The following is a 16,798-nucleotide window of genomic DNA, read 5'->3' as shown; positions in this document are numbered from 1 at the left end:
CTATCTTTAAAGCTCAAAAGATCGCAGCCTCGTTTCACTCGACAGCTCCTACATGGCTACGCCATCCCAATGTAGGAGCTGTCGAGTGGAACGAGGCTGCGATCTTTTTGCGTTTTCCCTAAACTTCACGATTTATCCGCGAGAGACCTTCCTTGGCCCACCCCGCCCAACGCCGCTGGTATCCCCTGGTCTTCGCCATCGCCGCGCTGGTCCTGCTGCCCCTGAGCGTCCTGTTTTTCTCCTGGCAAACCATCGATGATCAAATCTGGTCCCACCTCTGGGACACCCAGATGCCGCGCCTGCTGGGCAACACGCTGACGTTGGTGCTCGGCGTCGGTATTGGCGTCACGCTTATGGGCGTCAGCCTCGCCTGGTTGACCAGCCTCTGCGAATTCCCCGGTCGGCGCTGGCTGGACTGGGCGCTGATGCTGCCTTTTGCGATCCCTGCTTATGTGCTGGCCTTCGTCTTCGTCGGCCTGCTGGATTTCGCCGGTCCCGTGCAAACCCTGCTGCGGGAATGGTTCGGCAGCGGCCTCAGGTTGCCGCGAGTGCGTTCCACCGGCGGCGTCATCCTGGTGCTGGTACTGGTTTTCTATCCCTACGTTTACCTGCTGGCGCGCACCGCATTCCTGGCCCAGGGCAAAGGTTTGATGGAAGCGGCGCGCGTGCTGGGGCAATCCCCGTGGCAGGCGTTCTGGCGAGTCGCCTTGCCCATGGCGCGGCCGGCCATTGGTGCTGGCGTGGCGTTGGCGCTGATGGAAACCCTGGCGGACTTCGGTGCGGTGTCGGTGTTCAACTTCGACACCTTCACCACGGCCATCTACAAAACCTGGTACGGATTCTTCAGCCTCTCCACCGCCGCGCAACTGGCCAGCCTGTTGCTGCTGGTGGTGATGGTCGTGTTGTACGGCGAACGTCGTGCGCGCGGGGCCAACCGCACGAGCAATGAACGACCCCGGGTCAAGGCGCTGTACCACCTGCGGGGTTTCAAGGCTTTGGCGGCCATGAGTTGGTGTGGCCTGGTGTTCGCCTGTGCCTTCGTGATTCCGATGCTGCAACTGGTGGTGTGGTTCTGGCAGCGTGGGCGTTTAGATCTGGATGAGCGTTACGCCGGGTTGATCGTCCACACCTTGTACCTGGGCGGCATGGCGGCGTTGATCACCGTCAGCGTTGCCCTGGTGCTGGCATTTGCCCGGCGACTGGCGCCGACCCGGGCGATCCGCGCCGGCGTCAGCCTGGCCAATCTCGGCTACGCCCTGCCGGGGTCGGTGCTGGCGGTGTCGATCATGCTGGCGTTCAGTTATCTGGATCGCGAGCTGGTGATCCCGGTTTCGGGTTGGCTCGGCGGGGCCGGCAAGCCATTGCTGCTGGGCAGCCTGTCGGCGTTGTTGCTGGCCTATCTGGTGCGTTTTATCGCGGTGGCTTACGGGCCGCTGGAAAGCAGCCTGGCGCGAATACGGCCATCTTTGCCCGAAGCGGCACGTAGCCTCGGCGTCAGTGGGCCACGACTGTTTTTCAAAGTGTATCTGCCGTTATTGCTGCCCGGCACATTGAGCGCCGCGCTGCTGGTGTTCGTCGATGTGCTCAAGGAAATGCCCGCGACCCTGCTAATGCGCCCGTTTGGCTGGGACACGCTGGCCGTCCGGATCTTTGAAATGACCAGCGAAGGCGAGTGGGCGAGGGCTTCGTTGCCCGCCCTGACCCTGGTTTTGGTCGGGCTGTTACCGGTCATCGGATTGATTCGACGTTCGGCGCATCGAAACGCCTAGGTGTCAGTCCTACACCTTGAGGCTACAATGCGCGGCATTCGGTGCGGTCCGTCCTACGGACCTGGTAGCTGAGATCGGCTGAAAGCCTTCTATTTCAAGGCCTTCACCCGTTAAGCACCTGCCCGCACCTTCGCCACGCCCGGAAGGAGAAACCCATGGGACAGCGTACGCCTCTGTATGACCTTCATCTCGCCCTCGGCGCGAAGATGGTCGATTTTGGCGGTTGGGATATGCCTCTGCATTACGGCTCGCAGGTCGAGGAACACCACCAGGTGCGCCGCGATTGCGGGGTTTTCGATGTATCCCACATGACCGTGATCGATGTCGACGGCCCTCAGGCCAAGGCCTGGCTCCAGCATTTGCTGGCCAATGACGTCGAACGCCTGCACAGCCCCGGCCGTGCCTTGTACAGCACCATGCTCAACGAGCGCGGCGGCATCGTCGACGACATGATCGTCTATCGCCTCGACGACGGTTATCGTCTGGTGGTCAACGCCTCCACCCGGAATCAGGACCTTGCCTGGATGCAGGCTCACCTCGGCAACTTTGACGTGCGGCTCCATGAGCGCTCCGAATTGGCGATGCTGGCCATCCAAGGGCCACACGCCCGGCACAAGATTTCCGAACTGGTCACCCAGTCCCGTGGCAACCTGATCCAGATGCTCAAGCCTTTTGAAGGCCAGCCTGATGGCGACTGGTTCATCGCGCGCACCGGTTATACCGGTGAAGATGGCCTGGAAATCGTTCTGCCGGCCAATCAGGCCCCAGGTTTTTTCAACGACCTGGTGGGCGCGGGCATTTCTCCTATCGGTCTGGGCGCCCGGGATACCTTGCGGGTTGAAGCCGGCATGAATTTGTACGGCCAGGACATTCATCAAGACGTTTCACCGCTGGCCTCGAACATGGACTGGAGCATTGCCTGGGAACCGGCCACTCGCCAGTTCATCGGTCGCAGTGCCCTGGAAGCCGAGCGGGCGGGTGGTGTGCAGCACAAACTGGTCGGTCTGGTCCTTGAGGAGCGTGGGGTTTTGCGCGCTCATCAAGTGGTCCGCATCGCCAATGTTGGCGAAGGAGAGATCACCAGTGGTAGTTTCTCTCCTACGCTTAGCAAGTCGATAGCACTGGCGCGCGTGCCGATGGCAACTGCCGACCGCGCAGAAGTGGAAATCCGTGGCAAGTGGTACCCGGTCCGAGTGGTCAAACCGACCTTCGTACGCCATGGCAAAACCTTGATCTAACCTTTTTTGGCGGGCAACGACCGCTGACAATTCTCTTGAGGACACAGAACATGAGCGATATTCCTGCCGACCTGCGTTTTGCCGAAAGCCACGAATGGGCCCGTCTGGAAGCCGATGGCACCGTCACCGTGGGCATCAGCGATCACGCTCAGGAAGCCTTGGGCGATGTGGTGTTCGTTGAACTGACCGAAGTCGGAACAGTCTTCGCTGCCGGTGATCAATCCGGTGTGGTGGAGTCGGTTAAAGCGGCTTCGGACATCTACTCCCCGGTTGCCGGTGAAGTGATCGCGATTAACGAAGACCTGAGCGCTAATCCGGAACTGCTCAACTCCGATCCGTACAGTGCCTGGATCTTCAAACTGAAGCCTAGCGACACCGCTGAACTGGACAAGCTGCTCGATGCAGCCGGCTACAAGGCCGCCATCGGCGAGTAAGCCTTCAGCGTCATCCCAAAGCCCCGACTTGTCGGGGCTTTTTTTCGCCTGACGATAATCCCTGTAGGAGCGAGGCTTGCCCGCGAAGGCGGTGCGTCAGCCACTCAGCTATCGACTGGCACTCCGCCTTCGCGGGCAAGCCTCGCTCCTACAGGGTTCGCTGTCGGCAGTGGCTGCTATGCTGGTTTGACCGTGTTGCATCGACGTTGAGCGCCAGTCAAGAGAGAGCCCGTCATGTCCCAGTTGCCGTCCTTGAGCCAGTTACGCGACCCCAATGCCTTTCTTCGCCGCCACCTCGGGCCCGATGCCGCCGAGCAACAGGCGATGCTCGACAGCCTCGGCCTCGGCAGCCGGGTCGAGTTGATCGAGCAGACGGTGCCGCCGGGAATCCGCCTCAACCGGCCGCTCGATCTGCCGCCCGCCCTTGACGAAGAAGCCGCGCTGGCCAAACTGCGCGGGTACGCCGAGCAGAACCAGGTCTGGACCAGTCTGATCGGCATGGGCTACCACGGCACACTCACACCCACCGTCATTCTGCGCAACGTGCTGGAAAATCCCGGTTGGTACACCGCTTACACACCTTATCAACCGGAGATCGCCCAAGGCCGGCTCGAAGCGCTGCTGAATTTCCAGCAATTGACCATCGACCTCACGGGCCTTGAACTGGCCAACGCTTCGCTGCTCGATGAAGCGACGGCTGCGGCGGAAGCCATGGCGCTGGCCAAGCGGGTCGCCAAGTCCAGAAGCAATCTGTTCTTCGTCGATGAAAACTGCCATCCGCAAACCATCTCCGTGGTGCAGACCCGAGCCGAAGGCTTCGGTTTCGAGTTGATCATCGACGTTGTGGATAACTTGAAACAGCACCAGGTGTTTGGCGCGTTGCTGCAATACCCCGACACCCATGGCGAGATCCGCGATCTGCGCCCATTGATCGATCACCTGCATGCCCAGCAGGCGCTGGCCTGTGTCGCGACGGATCTGCTGAGCCTGCTGTTGTTGACCCCGCCGGGGGAATTAGGCGCTGACGTGGTGTTCGGCTCATCCCAGCGGTTCGGCGTGCCGATGGGTTACGGCGGACCGCACGCGGCGTTTTTTGCCAGCCGCGATGAGTACAAACGGGCGATTCCCGGGCGGATCATCGGCGTCTCGAAAGATGCTCGCGGCAATGTCGCCTTGCGCATGGCCCTGCAAACCCGTGAGCAACATATCCGTCGGGAGAAGGCCAACTCGAACATCTGCACCGCCCAGGTGCTGCTGGCCAACATCGCCAGTTTCTACGCGGTTTACCACGGCCCGGAAGGGTTGAAGCAGATTGCCCAGCGCGTCCATCGACTGACCTGCATTCTTGCCGCGGGCCTGGAGCGCCACGGCATCACCCGCCTCAACACACACTTTTTCGACACGCTGACGCTGGAGGTCGGTGGCACGCAGACGGCAATCATCGAAAGTGCCCAGGCCGCACAGATCAATTTGCGCATTCTCGGGCGCGGGCAGTTGGGGCTTAGCCTCGATGAAACCTCTGACGAAACCACGGTGGCGAAACTGTTCGATGTGTTCCTCGGTGCCGATCATGGGCTGAACGTCGACGAACTGGATGCTGAAGTGCTGTCTTCCGGTATTCCCGCAGGTCTGCTGCGCACTTCGCCTTATCTGCGTCATCCGGTGTTCAGCGCCCATCACAGTGAAACCGAGATGCTGCGCTACCTCAAGCAACTGGAGAACAAGGACCTGGCGCTCAATCAGTCGATGATCCCGCTGGGCTCCTGCACCATGAAACTCAATGCCACCAGCGAGATGATCCCCATCACCTGGCCGCAGTTCGCCAATCTGCACCCGTTTGTGCCGAAAGAGCAGGCGGTCGGTTATTCGTTGATGATCGAGGAACTGGAGCGCTGGCTCTGCGCGATCACCGGTTTCGATGCGATCTGCATGCAACCCAACTCCGGCGCGCAAGGCGAGTACGCCGGGCTGCTGGCGATCCGCAAATACCACGAGAGCCGTCATCAAGGGGCGCGAGACATCTGCCTGATTCCGTCCTCGGCCCACGGCACCAACCCGGCGTCGGCGCAGATGGCCGGGATGCGCGTGGTGATTGTCGAGTGCGACGAAGCGGGCAACGTCGATCTGGATGACCTCAAAGGCAAGGCTGCAGAGGCGGGCGACAAGCTCGCCTGCCTGATGGCGACTTATCCGTCGACCCACGGCGTCTACGAGGAAGGCATCAGCGAAATCTGTGAAGTTATCCACAGTCACGGCGGCCAGGTGTACATGGATGGCGCCAACCTCAACGCGCAGGTTGGATTGGCGCGGCCGGCGGACATTGGCGCCGACGTGTCCCACATGAACCTGCACAAGACCTTTTGCATTCCCCATGGCGGCGGCGGGCCGGGCATGGGGCCGATTGGTGTGCGCGCGCACCTGGCGCCATTCGTTGCCAATCACCCGGTGGTGCCGATCGAAGGACCGCTGCCACAGAACGGCGCGGTCAGCGCGGCGCCTTGGGGCAGTGCGAGTATTTTGCCGATCAGCTGGATGTACATCGCGATGATGGGGCCGCAATTGGCGGATGCCAGCGAGGTGGCAATCCTCGCCGCGAATTACCTGGCGCAGCATTTGTCCGGGGCATTTCCGGTGCTCTACTCCGGGCGCAACGAGCGTGTGGCGCATGAGTGCATCCTGGATTTGCGGCCACTGAAGGCGCTGACCGGGATCAGCGAAGAGGACGTGGCCAAGCGCCTGATGGATTACGGTTTCCATGCGCCGACCATGTCGTTTCCGGTGCCGGGGACGCTGATGGTCGAGCCGACCGAGAGTGAGTCAAAGGCCGAACTCGACCGGTTTATCGGGGCGATGCTGAGCATTCGCGCGGAAATCACCGAGGTGCAGAACGGTAACTGGCCGGCCGAAGACAATCCGCTGAAGCGAGCGCCGCATACCCTGGCCGATATCACCGGGGTTTGGGAGCGGCCTTACAGCATCGAGCAAGCGGTAACGCCGGATGCGCACACCAAGGCGCACAAGTATTGGCCGGTGGTGAATCGGGTGGACAACGTGTACGGAGATCGCAACTTGTTTTGCGCCTGTGTCCCGGTCGACGATTACCGCTGATTTCCCGCACTACGCAAATCCATTGTAGGAGCGAGACCGGCTTGCCGGCGATAGCGGTGTCACAGTCGCTAAAGATGTCGAGTGATCCACCGCTATCGCCGGCAAGCCGGTCTCGCTCCTACAGGGTTTTGTGTTGGGCAAAAAAATGCCGCTCATGTGAGCGGCATTTTTGTTTGGCTGGAAAGCTTATTCCGAAGCCACGGCATTCTTCGCCAGGATCGCGTTCGCCAGTTCCATGTCCGTAGCCTGCAGGCCCGATTGTCGGCACGGACTTTCTGCATCGCGGCTTCCAGATAAGGGCCGCGGATCCCGCCGTCACTGGCGACGAAGCTGCCGGCATCGTCCTGTGCGGCAACGATCAGCTTGTGATCCTTGAAGGTCAGGTAGGTCGAACCGGTGGTGGCACCGGACGAGATGACGTTACGCCAAAAGCTATCGGCCATCGCCGAACCGACTGGAAGGGACAACAAGGCGATGGTAGCGACAGCAAGTTTGAGACGCATGATGGGTGACTCCACTGATTAACTACGGGGTTGGATCGCCATTCCCCCAATCCAGTTCCGTGATGGCTCATTCAGCAGATTCGACAAGTTAAAACTTGCCCATTTGATCCGCATGGGGTGCAGGACCATGCGTTGTTTGGCACCATGGCCAATTACTCTCGACGCATGGATGCTCCCCTTGGCTATTGGCGCAGTGCTGTACGTCACTGTATTGAATCTGGTGTTCCTTGCGTTTGTCGGCTTGCCCGTATTGTTGATTGCGCTGTGCGTTCCCGTCTGGCGCCAACAGATGTTGCGCCAACCCCGCAGGTTCAGTGTGCTTGGTTTGGTCTGTTTGAGCGTAGTTGGCGTCATGTCAGGCAAATATTGGCAGGACGATGCCAACGACAGGGCGCGGAAGCCGACCCTTGAGCGAGACGTCCAAGTCGAAGGTCTGCCGCTGCCTGCCGGTGCCAGGCTGCATCTGGCTACGGTCAACCCGCTGGATCAATATGGTCAGCCACAACTTTATGGTCTGCCCAGCCTCTTTGCCGCCGAATTTGTCGCACCGCACCGGATCAAGGGTATTCACGTCACGGCGCTGGAAATGTTTGGCCCGCCGTATGTGAAACTACGGCTGGCCAGCGATCAGGCCGTTGATGGCTGGCCTTGTGCGGACAATACCTGGCTGACTTTCGAGATCGATGAAGAGACTCGCCTGCAACCGGAGCGCTGGCGTTTCGAATCCTGCACGCTCGTGGCGAACACAGAGCTGGGCGGGTTGATCTGGCCGTCCGGCAGCTACGTTCACCGTTACGGTGAGGAATTCGATCTGACGCATGGGAGTAAGCGCGAGCAGGTTGTCCTTCAAGGTGTTCCGATGTCCAGCCCGACCCTGACCCTGAAACTGGATAAACAGCAAAAATCCGTGGGTTGGGAGGGGCAGTTGGATGTGGGGATTACCTTCGGCGATTGGCAATATCCGCATCTGACGAGGGTGCGCCAAGACACGCCGCACACGCTGCTATTCAGCCCGAACAAATCGGATCCTGCACACAACTTGCGCACAGGCGAAACGCTGGGAGTGGGTCAGTCGATCCTTCAGCATAGCCCGGACGGTGCAGTGCTATGGATCAAGCCCAATACCGGATTGGGCCTGGCCGATTGGTAGCGCGGCTATTTCTGCTCACTCTGCGGCGTCACCCGCAATACTTCCTCGATTGTCGTCAAACCCGCCGCCACTTTTTGCGCCCCCGATAACCGCAAACTGCGCATGCCTTCCTTGAACGCCTGACGTCGCACCGCCAGCAAATCGGTGTCCGGACTGATCAACGCTTTTACGCCATCCGTCAGCTGCATGATTTCGTACACCCCGGCGCGGCCGCGATAGCCGGTGTCGCGGCATTCCAGGCAGCCGATAGCGCGCTGGGCGTTCGTTGGTAGAGGCGCTTGCCAGGGTTTGGTCAGGGTTTGCCAGTCTTCTTCACCCAACGTCAGCGGTGCCTTGCAGTGCGGGCACAAGGTGCGCACCAGTCGTTGGGCCATGACGCCAAGCACCGTGGCTTTGATCAGGTAATGCGGCACGCCGAGTTCCAGCAGGCGGCTGATGGCGCTGGGCGCGTCATTGGTGTGCAACGTCGACAACACCAAGTGACCGGTCAGGGCAGCCTGGATCGCCATTTCTGCGGTTTCGAGGTCGCGGATCTCGCCGATCATGATGATGTCCGGGTCCTGTCGCATCAGCGCGCGCACGCCGGCGGCGAAAGTCAGGTCGATGTTGTGCTGGACCTGCATCTGGTTGAACGCCGGTTCGACCATTTCAATCGGGTCTTCGATGGTGCAGAGGTTGACCTCCGGTGTCGCCAGTTTCTTGAGCGTGGTGTAAAGCGTGGTGGTTTTCCCCGAACCCGTTGGCCCGGTGACCAGAATGATGCCGTTGGGCTGGCTCGTCATGTCCTGCCAGCGGCGCAGGTCTTCGGCGGAGAATCCCAGCTGATCGAAATCCTTGAGCAACACTTCCGGGTCGAAGATCCGCATGACCATTTTTTCGCCGAACGCCGTTGGCAATGTCGACAGCCGCAGCTCGACTTCGCCGCCGTCCGGGGTCTTGGTTTTCACCCGGCCATCCTGGGGTTTGCGCTTTTCCGCGACGTTCATCCGCCCGAGGCTTTTCAGGCGGCTGACGATGGCCATGGTCACTTGCGGCGGGAATTGATAGACGTTGTGCAGCACGCCGTCGATGCGAAAACGCACAGTGCCTTGCTCGCGTCGGGGTTCGATGTGGATATCACTGGCGCGCTGCTGGAAGGCGTACTGGAACAGCCAGTCGACGATGTTGACGATGTGCGCGTCGTTGGCGTCCGGTTCCTGATCGCTGGCCCCGAGGTTGAGCAGTTGTTCGAAGTTACCCAGCGTGTTGGTTTGCTGATCGGCATTGGTCGCGCCGCTGACCGATTTGGCCAGGCGGAAAAACTCGACGCTGAAGCGCTGGATGTCGACGGGGTTGGCCACCACACGCTTGATCGGCAGTTTCAGCACGTGGGTCAGGTCGGCTTCCCAGCCGGTGACATAGGGCTGGGCGCTGGCCACGGTCACCGCGTCGCGGTCGACGGACACCGCCAGAATCTTGTGGCGCTGGGCGAAGGCGTAGGACATCAGCGGGGTGATGGCCGCGACGTTGATTTTCAGCGGATCGATGCGTAAGTAAGGCTGACCGGCCTGTTGTGACAGCCACAGGGTCAGGCTTTCCAGATCGAGATGTTTACCGGGACGGCTGAGGTCGTCCAGGTGTTGGCTGGCGATGAATTCCAGTGGATGCATCTGGCCATTGGCGGCGTGGCGGCGGCGGGCATTGAGCGCGTGTTCGGCCGAGTCCTGGCTGATAAAGCCCTGGGCGACCAGTTCACGCAGCAAATCATTGAGATCCAGCCAGCGGTCCTGAATGGCAAGTTGAACGGACATGCGGGCTCCTCATGAACAACAGTTCGCAAAGGATAGTCGCGGACCCACCGACCGTTGGGCCACTACCCGACGAAGCCGTGTCGAGGTTTGTCAGCCTGCCGCCTGAGCCGATGCTTCCCGCATGGAATCAGCCGCTTGCAGGTCGACCGAGCACACGCTGATCAGGTTACGTAATTTTTCCGCGATCACTTCGGCTCGATGCCAACTCAGCCCGTCCATGACGATGTCGATCGACATCAAATCGTCCATCCGCTGCGCATTGACCCGTTGCGGCGTCAGAAACTGTAAAGCGAAAAAGTTGAGTGCCCGGCACAGCAGGTCTGGTTCGGCTTCGGCCAGCAGTTGGTAATGAACGCGGCAGTGAGCGTTGCCGGCGTTCCAGACATCGGCGCGGGTAGGCGAGGTGTTTACAGCTTCCAGGTGCGGCATGGTCGGTCTCCAAATCAATGGAGGAATTTTTACATTCGGCGCGGGGCATTTCTTATCTATGATGGGGCATATTGCCTTATTTTCGAATTGTTTGATTCGTCTGGTTATCAATCACGGGTTTATTTATGCAAAACGAGCTGGATGGCTACGACCGCAAGATTCTCGCGTTGCTGCAAGAAGACGCTTCGCTCTCCAGCGCGCAGATCGCCGAACAGGTGGGGCTTTCGCAGTCGCCGTGCTGGCGGCGGATTCAGCGGATGAAGGAGGAGGGGATCATTCGGGGGCAGGTGACGTTGCTGGACCGGAAGAAGATCGGGCTTAACACGCAGATCTTTGCCGAGATCAAACTCAACGCGCATGGGCGTTCGAACTTCACCGAGTTCACCGAGGCGATTCGCGGCTTTCCCGAAGTGCTGGAGTGTTATGTGTTGATGGGATCGGTGGATTTCTTGCTGCGGATTGTCACGGCGGACATCGAGGCGTATGAGCGGTTTTTCTTTGAGAAGCTGTCGATGGTGCCGGGGATTCAGGAAGTGAACTCGATAGTGGCGTTGTCGGAGATCAAGTCGACGACAAGTTTGCCGGTCTGAGATTTTGTAGTGAATGTTTGGGCCTCTTCGCGGGCAAGCCTCGCTCCTACAGGGGGTTGCGTAAATCCTGTAGGAGCGAGGCTTGCCCGCGAAGGCGTTATTACATACGCAGCAGCATTTTCCAGGCGCGATTCTGATAAACCGCAATCGCCTGCTGCTTGCGCGCATCCAGCGATTCATCGGTGATCGGCTCGTTAGCCAGTTGCGCCAACAGTTTCAGCTCACCGTACAGACGATCCATTTCCGGGATGTCCAGCACGCCACGGGCATGGTGCAGCCAGGCCTGGATGCGCTCGATGCGCGGCAGTTGCTCGGCCAGATCTTCCGGCTGTTGCTGATAACGCTGCAATTGCAGGGACGTCGCTTCTTCACCCAACAAACGCGGCAACCAGCTGCCCAATTGCGCAGCGCCCTGGCGATTGCCACGCACGTTACGATCAGCCGCCCAGGTGCGGGCCAGCAACCAGCGCGAAGTGTTCAGCGAGAACAGGCCCCAACGCGGGTCTTCCAGTTCTTCGAGGAACTGCTCCGGCGCGGCTTTGCGCACGTCTTCGTCGTCGATACCGGCTTGCACCAGTGGACGCCAGTCTTCGAGCAAGGCATCCAGTGCGACCCGCAGATCGTGCGTCGACTGACGCGGTGCGGCCTGGCCCAGGCTGCTGAGCAAGGCGCGCAATTCCGCCAGGTTCTCGACCCAGTCCAGCAACAACCGCCAGTGGCCGTTGAAACGATACTGCTCAGCCAAGCGCTGGCTGCTGCTCAGCAAATGCCAGCTCAGCGCGGCGAACGCATCATCCAGCGGCATTTCGGCAGTGATTTGCGGCGCCGGCAGGCTCAACGAATAGCTGTTGGCGTCGTACAAACGATAACCGCGCTCGGCCTTGCTGATGTCACACGGCATCAGGGCGAGAGTCGCGGCCAGTTCGGCGGCCAGTTCCAGCAGAGCGGCCGGCTCGCCTTCGCGAAGTTCCAGTTCCAGTTCGCAGATTTCTTCTTTCTGCTTGCCGACCACCACGTGGCCGAGGTCCAGCGCAGCTTCGATGACCACTTTGGTCTTGCCACGGCCCCAGGCGATTTCAGCGCGTTCGCGGACGAAATCGGTGGTGAAGATCGGCTTCAGGGTTTTCTTGTCCAGCTCGGCCAACTCTTCAGGCCAGCATTCGCCGTCAAGTTTCTTCACGTCGAGCTTGGCTTTGGGCAGGTTCCAGTCGTATTCGTTACGCTCGGACAAACCGGCAACGCTCTGGCCGCGGGTCTTGAGGGTCTGAATCACTTCTTCGCCATCGCGGCGCAGGCGCAGGGCAACCTTGGCGCGGGCCAGGTCGCGCTCAGGCGTGTCGAAGTACTGGTTCATCAACTCACGGCGTTCCCAGCCACTTTTGTTGCGTTTTTTCAGGAGCGGGTGCTCGCGCAGGGCAGCGAGAGTTTCTCGGCTGACGCGGAGTTTGATTTCGGTTTCTTTCTGCATGGCCGGAAAATCCAGGATCGGGAGCGCAGCCGGGGGGAATGTGTGGCTGCCAAGGTCGTGCAGTGTACAGCACTGGTAAAACCTACGCGTCGCGGCGGTTTATTCCTGTCACCGGATGGTTCTATGATGGACTTCAATTCGGGAGTTGGAGTCAGCGATGCCTTTGCCGTCCATGAAAGATCAGTTCGCTGCGCTGATTGCCGCGCCGTCGGTCAGCTGTACCCAGCCCAGCCTTGATCAATCCAATCGTCCGGTCATCGACTTGCTGGCGACGTGGCTCGGTGACTTGGGTTTCGCCTGCGACATCCAGCAGGTCAGCCCCGGCAAATTCAACTTGCTCGCCAGTTTCGGTTCCGGCCCCGGAGGTCTGGTGCTGGCCGGTCATAGCGATACGGTGCCGTTCGATGGCGCGTTGTGGCAGACCGACCCGCTGAAACTGACCGAAGTCGATGGCCGCTGGGTGGGACTGGGCAGTTGCGACATGAAAGGCTTTTTCGCCCTGGCCATCGAAGCGGTGATTCCTCTGCTCGATCAGCCGTTCAAACAGCCGCTGCTGATCCTCGCCACCTGCGATGAAGAAAGCTCGATGTCCGGTGCTCGCGCCTTGGCCGCAGCCGGCCGTCCGTTGGGACGTGCGGCGGTGATTGGCGAGCCGACCGGATTGAAGCCGGTCCGCATGCACAAAGGCATCATGATGGAGCGCATCGACATCCTCGGGCAGAGTGGCCATTCCTCGGACCCAAGGCTGGGCCACAGCGCCCTCGAAGCCATGCACGATGCCATCGGCGAACTGCGTGGCCTGCGCCTGTTGTGGCAGCGCGAATTCCGAAATCCGCAGTTCGGTGTGCCGACACCGACAATGAACTTCGGCTGCATCCATGGCGGCGACAACCCCAACCGCATCTGCGGCCAGTGCTCGCTGGAATTCGACTTGCGGCCGTTGCCGGGCATGGACCCCAAGGCCCTGCGCGCGGAGATTCTGCAACGGCTCAAACCGGTCGCCGAACGCCATCAGGTGAAGATCGATTACGCGCCACTGTTCCCTGAAGTGCCGCCGTTCGAGCAGGCCGAGGACGCCGAATTGGTCCGGGTCGCCGAAAAGCTGACCGGCCATCGCGCCGAAGCAGTGGCGTTCGGCACCGAAGCGCCTTATCTTCAGCGACTTGGCTGCGAAACACTGGTGCTTGGCCCGGGCGATATCGCCTGTGCGCACCAGCCGGGGGAATACCTTGAAATGTCACGTTTGCAGCCTACCGTGCATCTATTACGACAACTGATTGAACATTACTGCCTGACACCGGCCAAAATGCCGATGCCAGTCAGTTAAGACGCAGAACCCTGTAGGAGTGAGACCGGCTTGCCGGCGATAGCGGTGTGTCAGGCACTTCAGTTTCGACTGACATTGCGCTATCGCGAGCAGGCTCGCTCCTACAGGGGCTGCGTCATGGCTGACAAGCCTTGTAAATTGCCAGTGCCCCAACCCGTATTCATGAGGAGAGCGCGCGTGTCGCCAAGCCTGTTCCGACGATAACCATCAGCCCGCTGTGCGTTTTCAGTTTCGCCCATTTTTTGGCTGCTATTTATTACAGGCCCAGGTTCATGCCCGAATACGTTAATTGGCTTCGTCACGCTTCGCCTTACATCAATGCCCACCGCGATTGCACCTTTGTCGTCATGCTGCCCGGCGACGGCGTGGAGCACCCGAACTTCGGCAACATCGTCCACGACCTGGTGCTGTTGCACAGCCTCGGTGTGCGCCTGGTGCTGGTTCACGGTTCCCGTCCGCAAATCGAAACGCGCCTTGCTGCGCGCGGGCTGACGCCGCATTACCACCATGGGATGCGCATCACCGATGCGGCGACCCTCGAGTGTGTGATCGATGCGGTTGGCCAGTTGCGTATCGCCATCGAGGCGCGCCTGTCCATGGACATGGCCTCGTCGCCAATGCAGGGCTCGCGTCTGCGGGTGGCCGGTGGCAACCTGGTGACGGCACGGCCGATCGGCGTGCTGGAAGGTGTCGACTATCACCACACCGGTGAAGTACGTCGGGTCGACCGCAAGGGCATCAACCGTCTGCTGGACGAGCGCTCCATCGTGCTGCTGTCGCCGTTGGGTTACTCGCCGACCGGTGAGATCTTCAACCTCGCTTGCGAAGACGTCGCCACTCGTGCGGCCATCGACCTGGGGGCGGATAAGCTTCTTCTGTTTGGCGCTGATTTGGGCTTGATCGATGAAAACGGCCGCCTGGTTCGTGAGTTGCGTCCGCAACAAGTGCCGGCGCATTTGCAACGCTTGGGCAGCAACTATCAGGCGGAACTGCTGGATGCGGCGGCCGAAGCTTGCCGGGGCGGTGTTGCCCGCAGTCATATCGTCAGCTATGCCGAAGACGGCGCGTTGCTGACCGAACTGTTCACCCGCGACGGTGGCGGTACGCTGGTGGCCCAGGAGCAATTCGAGATTGTGCGCGAAGCGGCCATTGAAGATGTCGGTGGTTTGCTGGACCTGATCAGTCCGCTGGAAGAGCAGGGGATTCTGGTGCGTCGTTCCCGGGAGGTGCTGGAACGCGAGATCGAGCAGTTCAGCGTGGTTGAGCGCGAAGGCATGATCATCGCCTGTGCGGCGTTGTATCAGATTGCCGATTCGGACGCCGGGGAGCTGGCCTGTCTGGCGGTGAACCCGGAGTACCGCCATGGCGGTCGCGGTGATGAGCTGCTGGAGCGCATCGAAACCCGCGCCCGGGCCCAGGGCTTGAAAACCTTGTTCGTGCTGACGACCCGGACCGCTCACTGGTTTCGTGAGCGTGGGTTCGTGCCGAGCAGCGTTGAACGGCTGCCGTCGGCGCGGGCGTCGCTGTACAACTATCAGCGAAACTCGAAGATCTTCGAAAAAACCCTGTAACCCCGATCCCCTGTAGGAGTGAGCGGTGCGGCGGTCCGACTTGCCCGCGAAGCAGACGACTCGAATTAACGGTTGTCCTTGATGACGCCTTCGCGGGCAAGCCTCGCTCCTACAAAGGCGCGGTGTTACTCGGTGACGAATTTCGCGCTGACATACGCCGAATAATCCGGCAGCACCGTCTCTACCTTCCCTTGCTCCTTCAAAAACTTCGCCGTCTCGCCAATCGCCTTTGCCGTGCCGCCATCCAGAAGCGCGGTGGTCTGTTGGGCTTTGGCATCCGGGAACGCTGAACCGGCCAACAACTCCGGCACATCAGCCGCATTGGCACCGGTCAGTTTGGCGATTTTCTGCACCGGTACCGAGTCAGCGGTCCAGCTGTCTTTATGCGCGGCATAGTCGGCGAAGGAGTCCAGGGTGACCTTGGCGAATTTGGCCACAACGTCCGGATGCTTCTCGGCGTAATCCTTACGTGCAACCCACACCTCGAACGTCGGCGCGCCCCACTGACCCACCTGTGCCGCGTCGGTCAAGGTCTTGCCTGTCTTGCGAATTTCCCCAAGCGCGGGCGACCAGACAAACGCGCCATCGATGTCGCCACGCTTCCACGCGGCAGCAATTTCCGCCGGTTGAAGGTTCACCACTTTGACCTTCGAGGCGTCCAGGCCCCAGTGCTTCAGCGCGCCGAGCAAACTGTAATGGGAGGTTGAAACAAACGGGGTGGCGATGGTCTTGCCGATCAGATCTTCCGGTTTATTGATGCCGCTGCCGTTACGCACCACCAGTGCTTCGGCGGCGTTTATCTGTGCGGAAACAATGAACGCCACAATCGGCAGATTGCGCGAAGCAGCGGCCGCCAGCGGACTTGAGCCGAGGTTGCCGATCTGTACGTCACCGGACGCAATGGCCGTCACCACTTCCGGGCCACTGTTGAAACGACGCCAGTCGATTTTCTCGCCAATGGTCTTTTCGTAAACGCCGTCGGCCTGGGGGACTTTGCTGGGGTCGATGCCGGTTTGATAACCGACGGTGAGGTTCGCCGCTTGCGCGCTGAGCGAAAATAATAGCGATACACAAACTGTAATAATTGGTCTGGATAGTGCGCGTTTGGTCGTCATGGCGTCGCCTTTCGGTAGGGGATTGTTTCCGAATTGCGTCAAAGCTAATCGATCTAAAAAAAGCCTAACAAATACCTTTTAGGAATTAGCTTATGAGCCGACCGCTCTGGCGCGGGACAGTGAGAGTATTCCTAAAAGGTATGAAAAAAGAACTGACCAATTCTTTTTAGGTTTATGACGAACTCATGACCCGCAAGGACCAAAAAACCGGGGATTAGACCATGGTCGTAGACACACATAGTTACGATTGACTTGTGGGTCACGGTCTGGCGCTAATCGCGCATCTTAGGATCTGGGGCATTGACT

Annotated in this window: 12 protein-coding genes and 1 pseudogene; 8 read left to right on the top strand and 5 right to left on the bottom strand. The window is 60.1% G+C overall.

Going from position 1 to position 16,798, the window contains the following annotated elements; all coding sequences use genetic code 11:
- Positions 1-152 precede the first annotated feature (152 nt).
- The 4 genes from ACYZTY_RS27290 to gcvP all read left to right on the top strand — a co-directional run bounded on the left by ACYZTY_RS27290 (position 153) and on the right by gcvP (position 6,549).
- Complete coding sequence (locus ACYZTY_RS27290) at positions 153-1,769, top strand: ABC transporter permease (protein WP_461956219.1); 1,617 nt, start codon at positions 153-155, stop codon at positions 1,767-1,769.
- Positions 1,770-1,924: 155 nt separating this feature from the next.
- Positions 1,925-3,007, top strand: coding sequence for a glycine cleavage system aminomethyltransferase GcvT (gene gcvT / locus ACYZTY_RS27285; protein WP_461956218.1), 1,083 nt, complete (start codon positions 1,925-1,927; stop codon positions 3,005-3,007).
- A 50-nt stretch (positions 3,008-3,057) separates the two neighbouring features.
- Positions 3,058-3,441 (top strand): glycine cleavage system protein GcvH, encoded by a 384-nt coding sequence (gene gcvH / locus ACYZTY_RS27280; protein WP_461956217.1) that lies wholly within the window; start codon positions 3,058-3,060, stop codon positions 3,439-3,441.
- A 234-nt stretch (positions 3,442-3,675) separates the two neighbouring features.
- A complete protein-coding gene (gcvP, locus tag ACYZTY_RS27275; RefSeq protein ID WP_461956216.1) occupies positions 3,676-6,549 on the top strand; it encodes an aminomethyl-transferring glycine dehydrogenase in 2,874 nt (957 codons plus the stop codon).
- Positions 6,550-6,735: 186 nt separating this feature from the next.
- On the opposite strand, the pseudogene ACYZTY_RS27270 reads toward gcvP, so the two are convergent.
- Positions 6,736-7,052: pseudogene (locus ACYZTY_RS27270) on the bottom strand (DUF2388 domain-containing protein).
- Positions 7,053-7,179: 127 nt separating this feature from the next.
- Here ACYZTY_RS27270 and ACYZTY_RS27265 point away from each other — a divergent pair.
- Positions 7,180-8,202: a hypothetical protein gene (locus tag ACYZTY_RS27265; protein WP_461956215.1), complete on the top strand. Its 1,023-nt coding sequence runs from the start codon at positions 7,180-7,182 to the stop codon at positions 8,200-8,202.
- Positions 8,203-8,207: 5 nt separating this feature from the next.
- Here ACYZTY_RS27265 and ACYZTY_RS27260 read toward each other — a convergent pair whose 3' ends face one another.
- Entirely contained in the window at positions 8,208-9,992 is a 1,785-nt protein-coding gene (locus tag ACYZTY_RS27260; RefSeq protein ID WP_461956214.1) for a GspE/PulE family protein, read from the bottom strand.
- Positions 9,993-10,082: 90 nt separating this feature from the next.
- Positions 10,083-10,421 (bottom strand): hypothetical protein, encoded by a 339-nt coding sequence (locus ACYZTY_RS27255; protein WP_461956213.1) that lies wholly within the window; start codon positions 10,419-10,421, stop codon positions 10,083-10,085.
- Positions 10,422-10,546: 125 nt separating this feature from the next.
- Here ACYZTY_RS27255 and ACYZTY_RS27250 point away from each other — a divergent pair, with 125 nt between their 5' ends.
- Entirely contained in the window at positions 10,547-11,011 is a 465-nt protein-coding gene (locus ACYZTY_RS27250) for an Lrp/AsnC family transcriptional regulator (RefSeq protein WP_131061030.1), read from the top strand.
- 100 nt (positions 11,012-11,111) lie between these two features.
- On the opposite strand, the gene ACYZTY_RS27245 is transcribed toward ACYZTY_RS27250, so the two are convergent.
- Positions 11,112-12,479: a CYTH domain-containing protein gene (locus tag ACYZTY_RS27245; RefSeq protein WP_461956212.1), complete on the bottom strand. Its 1,368-nt coding sequence runs from the start codon at positions 12,477-12,479 to the stop codon at positions 11,112-11,114.
- 157 nt (positions 12,480-12,636) lie between these two features.
- Between ACYZTY_RS27245 and argE the strand changes: the two genes are divergently transcribed.
- Together argE and argA are read left to right on the top strand one after the other, a co-directional pair.
- Positions 12,637-13,806, top strand: coding sequence for an acetylornithine deacetylase (gene argE, locus ACYZTY_RS27240; RefSeq protein ID WP_461956211.1), 1,170 nt, complete (start codon positions 12,637-12,639; stop codon positions 13,804-13,806).
- 272 nt (positions 13,807-14,078) lie between these two features.
- Positions 14,079-15,377, top strand: a complete 1,299-nt coding sequence (argA, locus tag ACYZTY_RS27235) for an amino-acid N-acetyltransferase (protein WP_403107619.1) — start codon at positions 14,079-14,081, stop codon at positions 15,375-15,377.
- A 125-nt stretch (positions 15,378-15,502) separates the two neighbouring features.
- Here the strand turns inward: argA and tauA are convergent, their stop codons facing one another.
- Positions 15,503-16,492, bottom strand: coding sequence for a taurine ABC transporter substrate-binding protein (gene tauA / locus ACYZTY_RS27230; RefSeq protein ID WP_461956210.1), 990 nt, complete (start codon positions 16,490-16,492; stop codon positions 15,503-15,505).
- Positions 16,493-16,798 lie beyond the last annotated feature (306 nt).

It is taken from the genome of Pseudomonas sp. LB1P83, from assembly GCF_054897885.1.
The sequence above is the reverse complement of the archived record's forward strand: the minus strand, read 5'-3'. Positions and strand labels throughout refer to the sequence as shown.

Coding starts and splice junctions, on each gene's coding strand:
- gcvT (WP_461956218.1), top strand. CDS start 1,925: ATGGGACAGCGTACGCCTCTGTATGACCTTCATCTCGCCCTCGGCGCG.
- argE (WP_461956211.1), top strand. CDS start 12,637: ATGCCTTTGCCGTCCATGAAAGATCAGTTCGCTGCGCTGATTGCCGCG.
- gcvH (WP_461956217.1), top strand. CDS start 3,058: ATGAGCGATATTCCTGCCGACCTGCGTTTTGCCGAAAGCCACGAATGG.
- ACYZTY_RS27265 (WP_461956215.1), top strand. CDS start 7,180: ATGCGTTGTTTGGCACCATGGCCAATTACTCTCGACGCATGGATGCTC.
- argA (WP_403107619.1), top strand. CDS start 14,079: ATGCCCGAATACGTTAATTGGCTTCGTCACGCTTCGCCTTACATCAAT.
- tauA (WP_461956210.1), bottom strand. CDS start 16,492: ATGACGACCAAACGCGCACTATCCAGACCAATTATTACAGTTTGTGTA.
- ACYZTY_RS27245 (WP_461956212.1), bottom strand. CDS start 12,479: ATGCAGAAAGAAACCGAAATCAAACTCCGCGTCAGCCGAGAAACTCTC.
- ACYZTY_RS27255 (WP_461956213.1), bottom strand. CDS start 10,421: ATGCCGCACCTGGAAGCTGTAAACACCTCGCCTACCCGCGCCGATGTC.
- ACYZTY_RS27260 (WP_461956214.1), bottom strand. CDS start 9,992: ATGTCCGTTCAACTTGCCATTCAGGACCGCTGGCTGGATCTCAATGAT.
- ACYZTY_RS27250 (WP_131061030.1), top strand. CDS start 10,547: ATGCAAAACGAGCTGGATGGCTACGACCGCAAGATTCTCGCGTTGCTG.
- gcvP (WP_461956216.1), top strand. CDS start 3,676: ATGTCCCAGTTGCCGTCCTTGAGCCAGTTACGCGACCCCAATGCCTTT.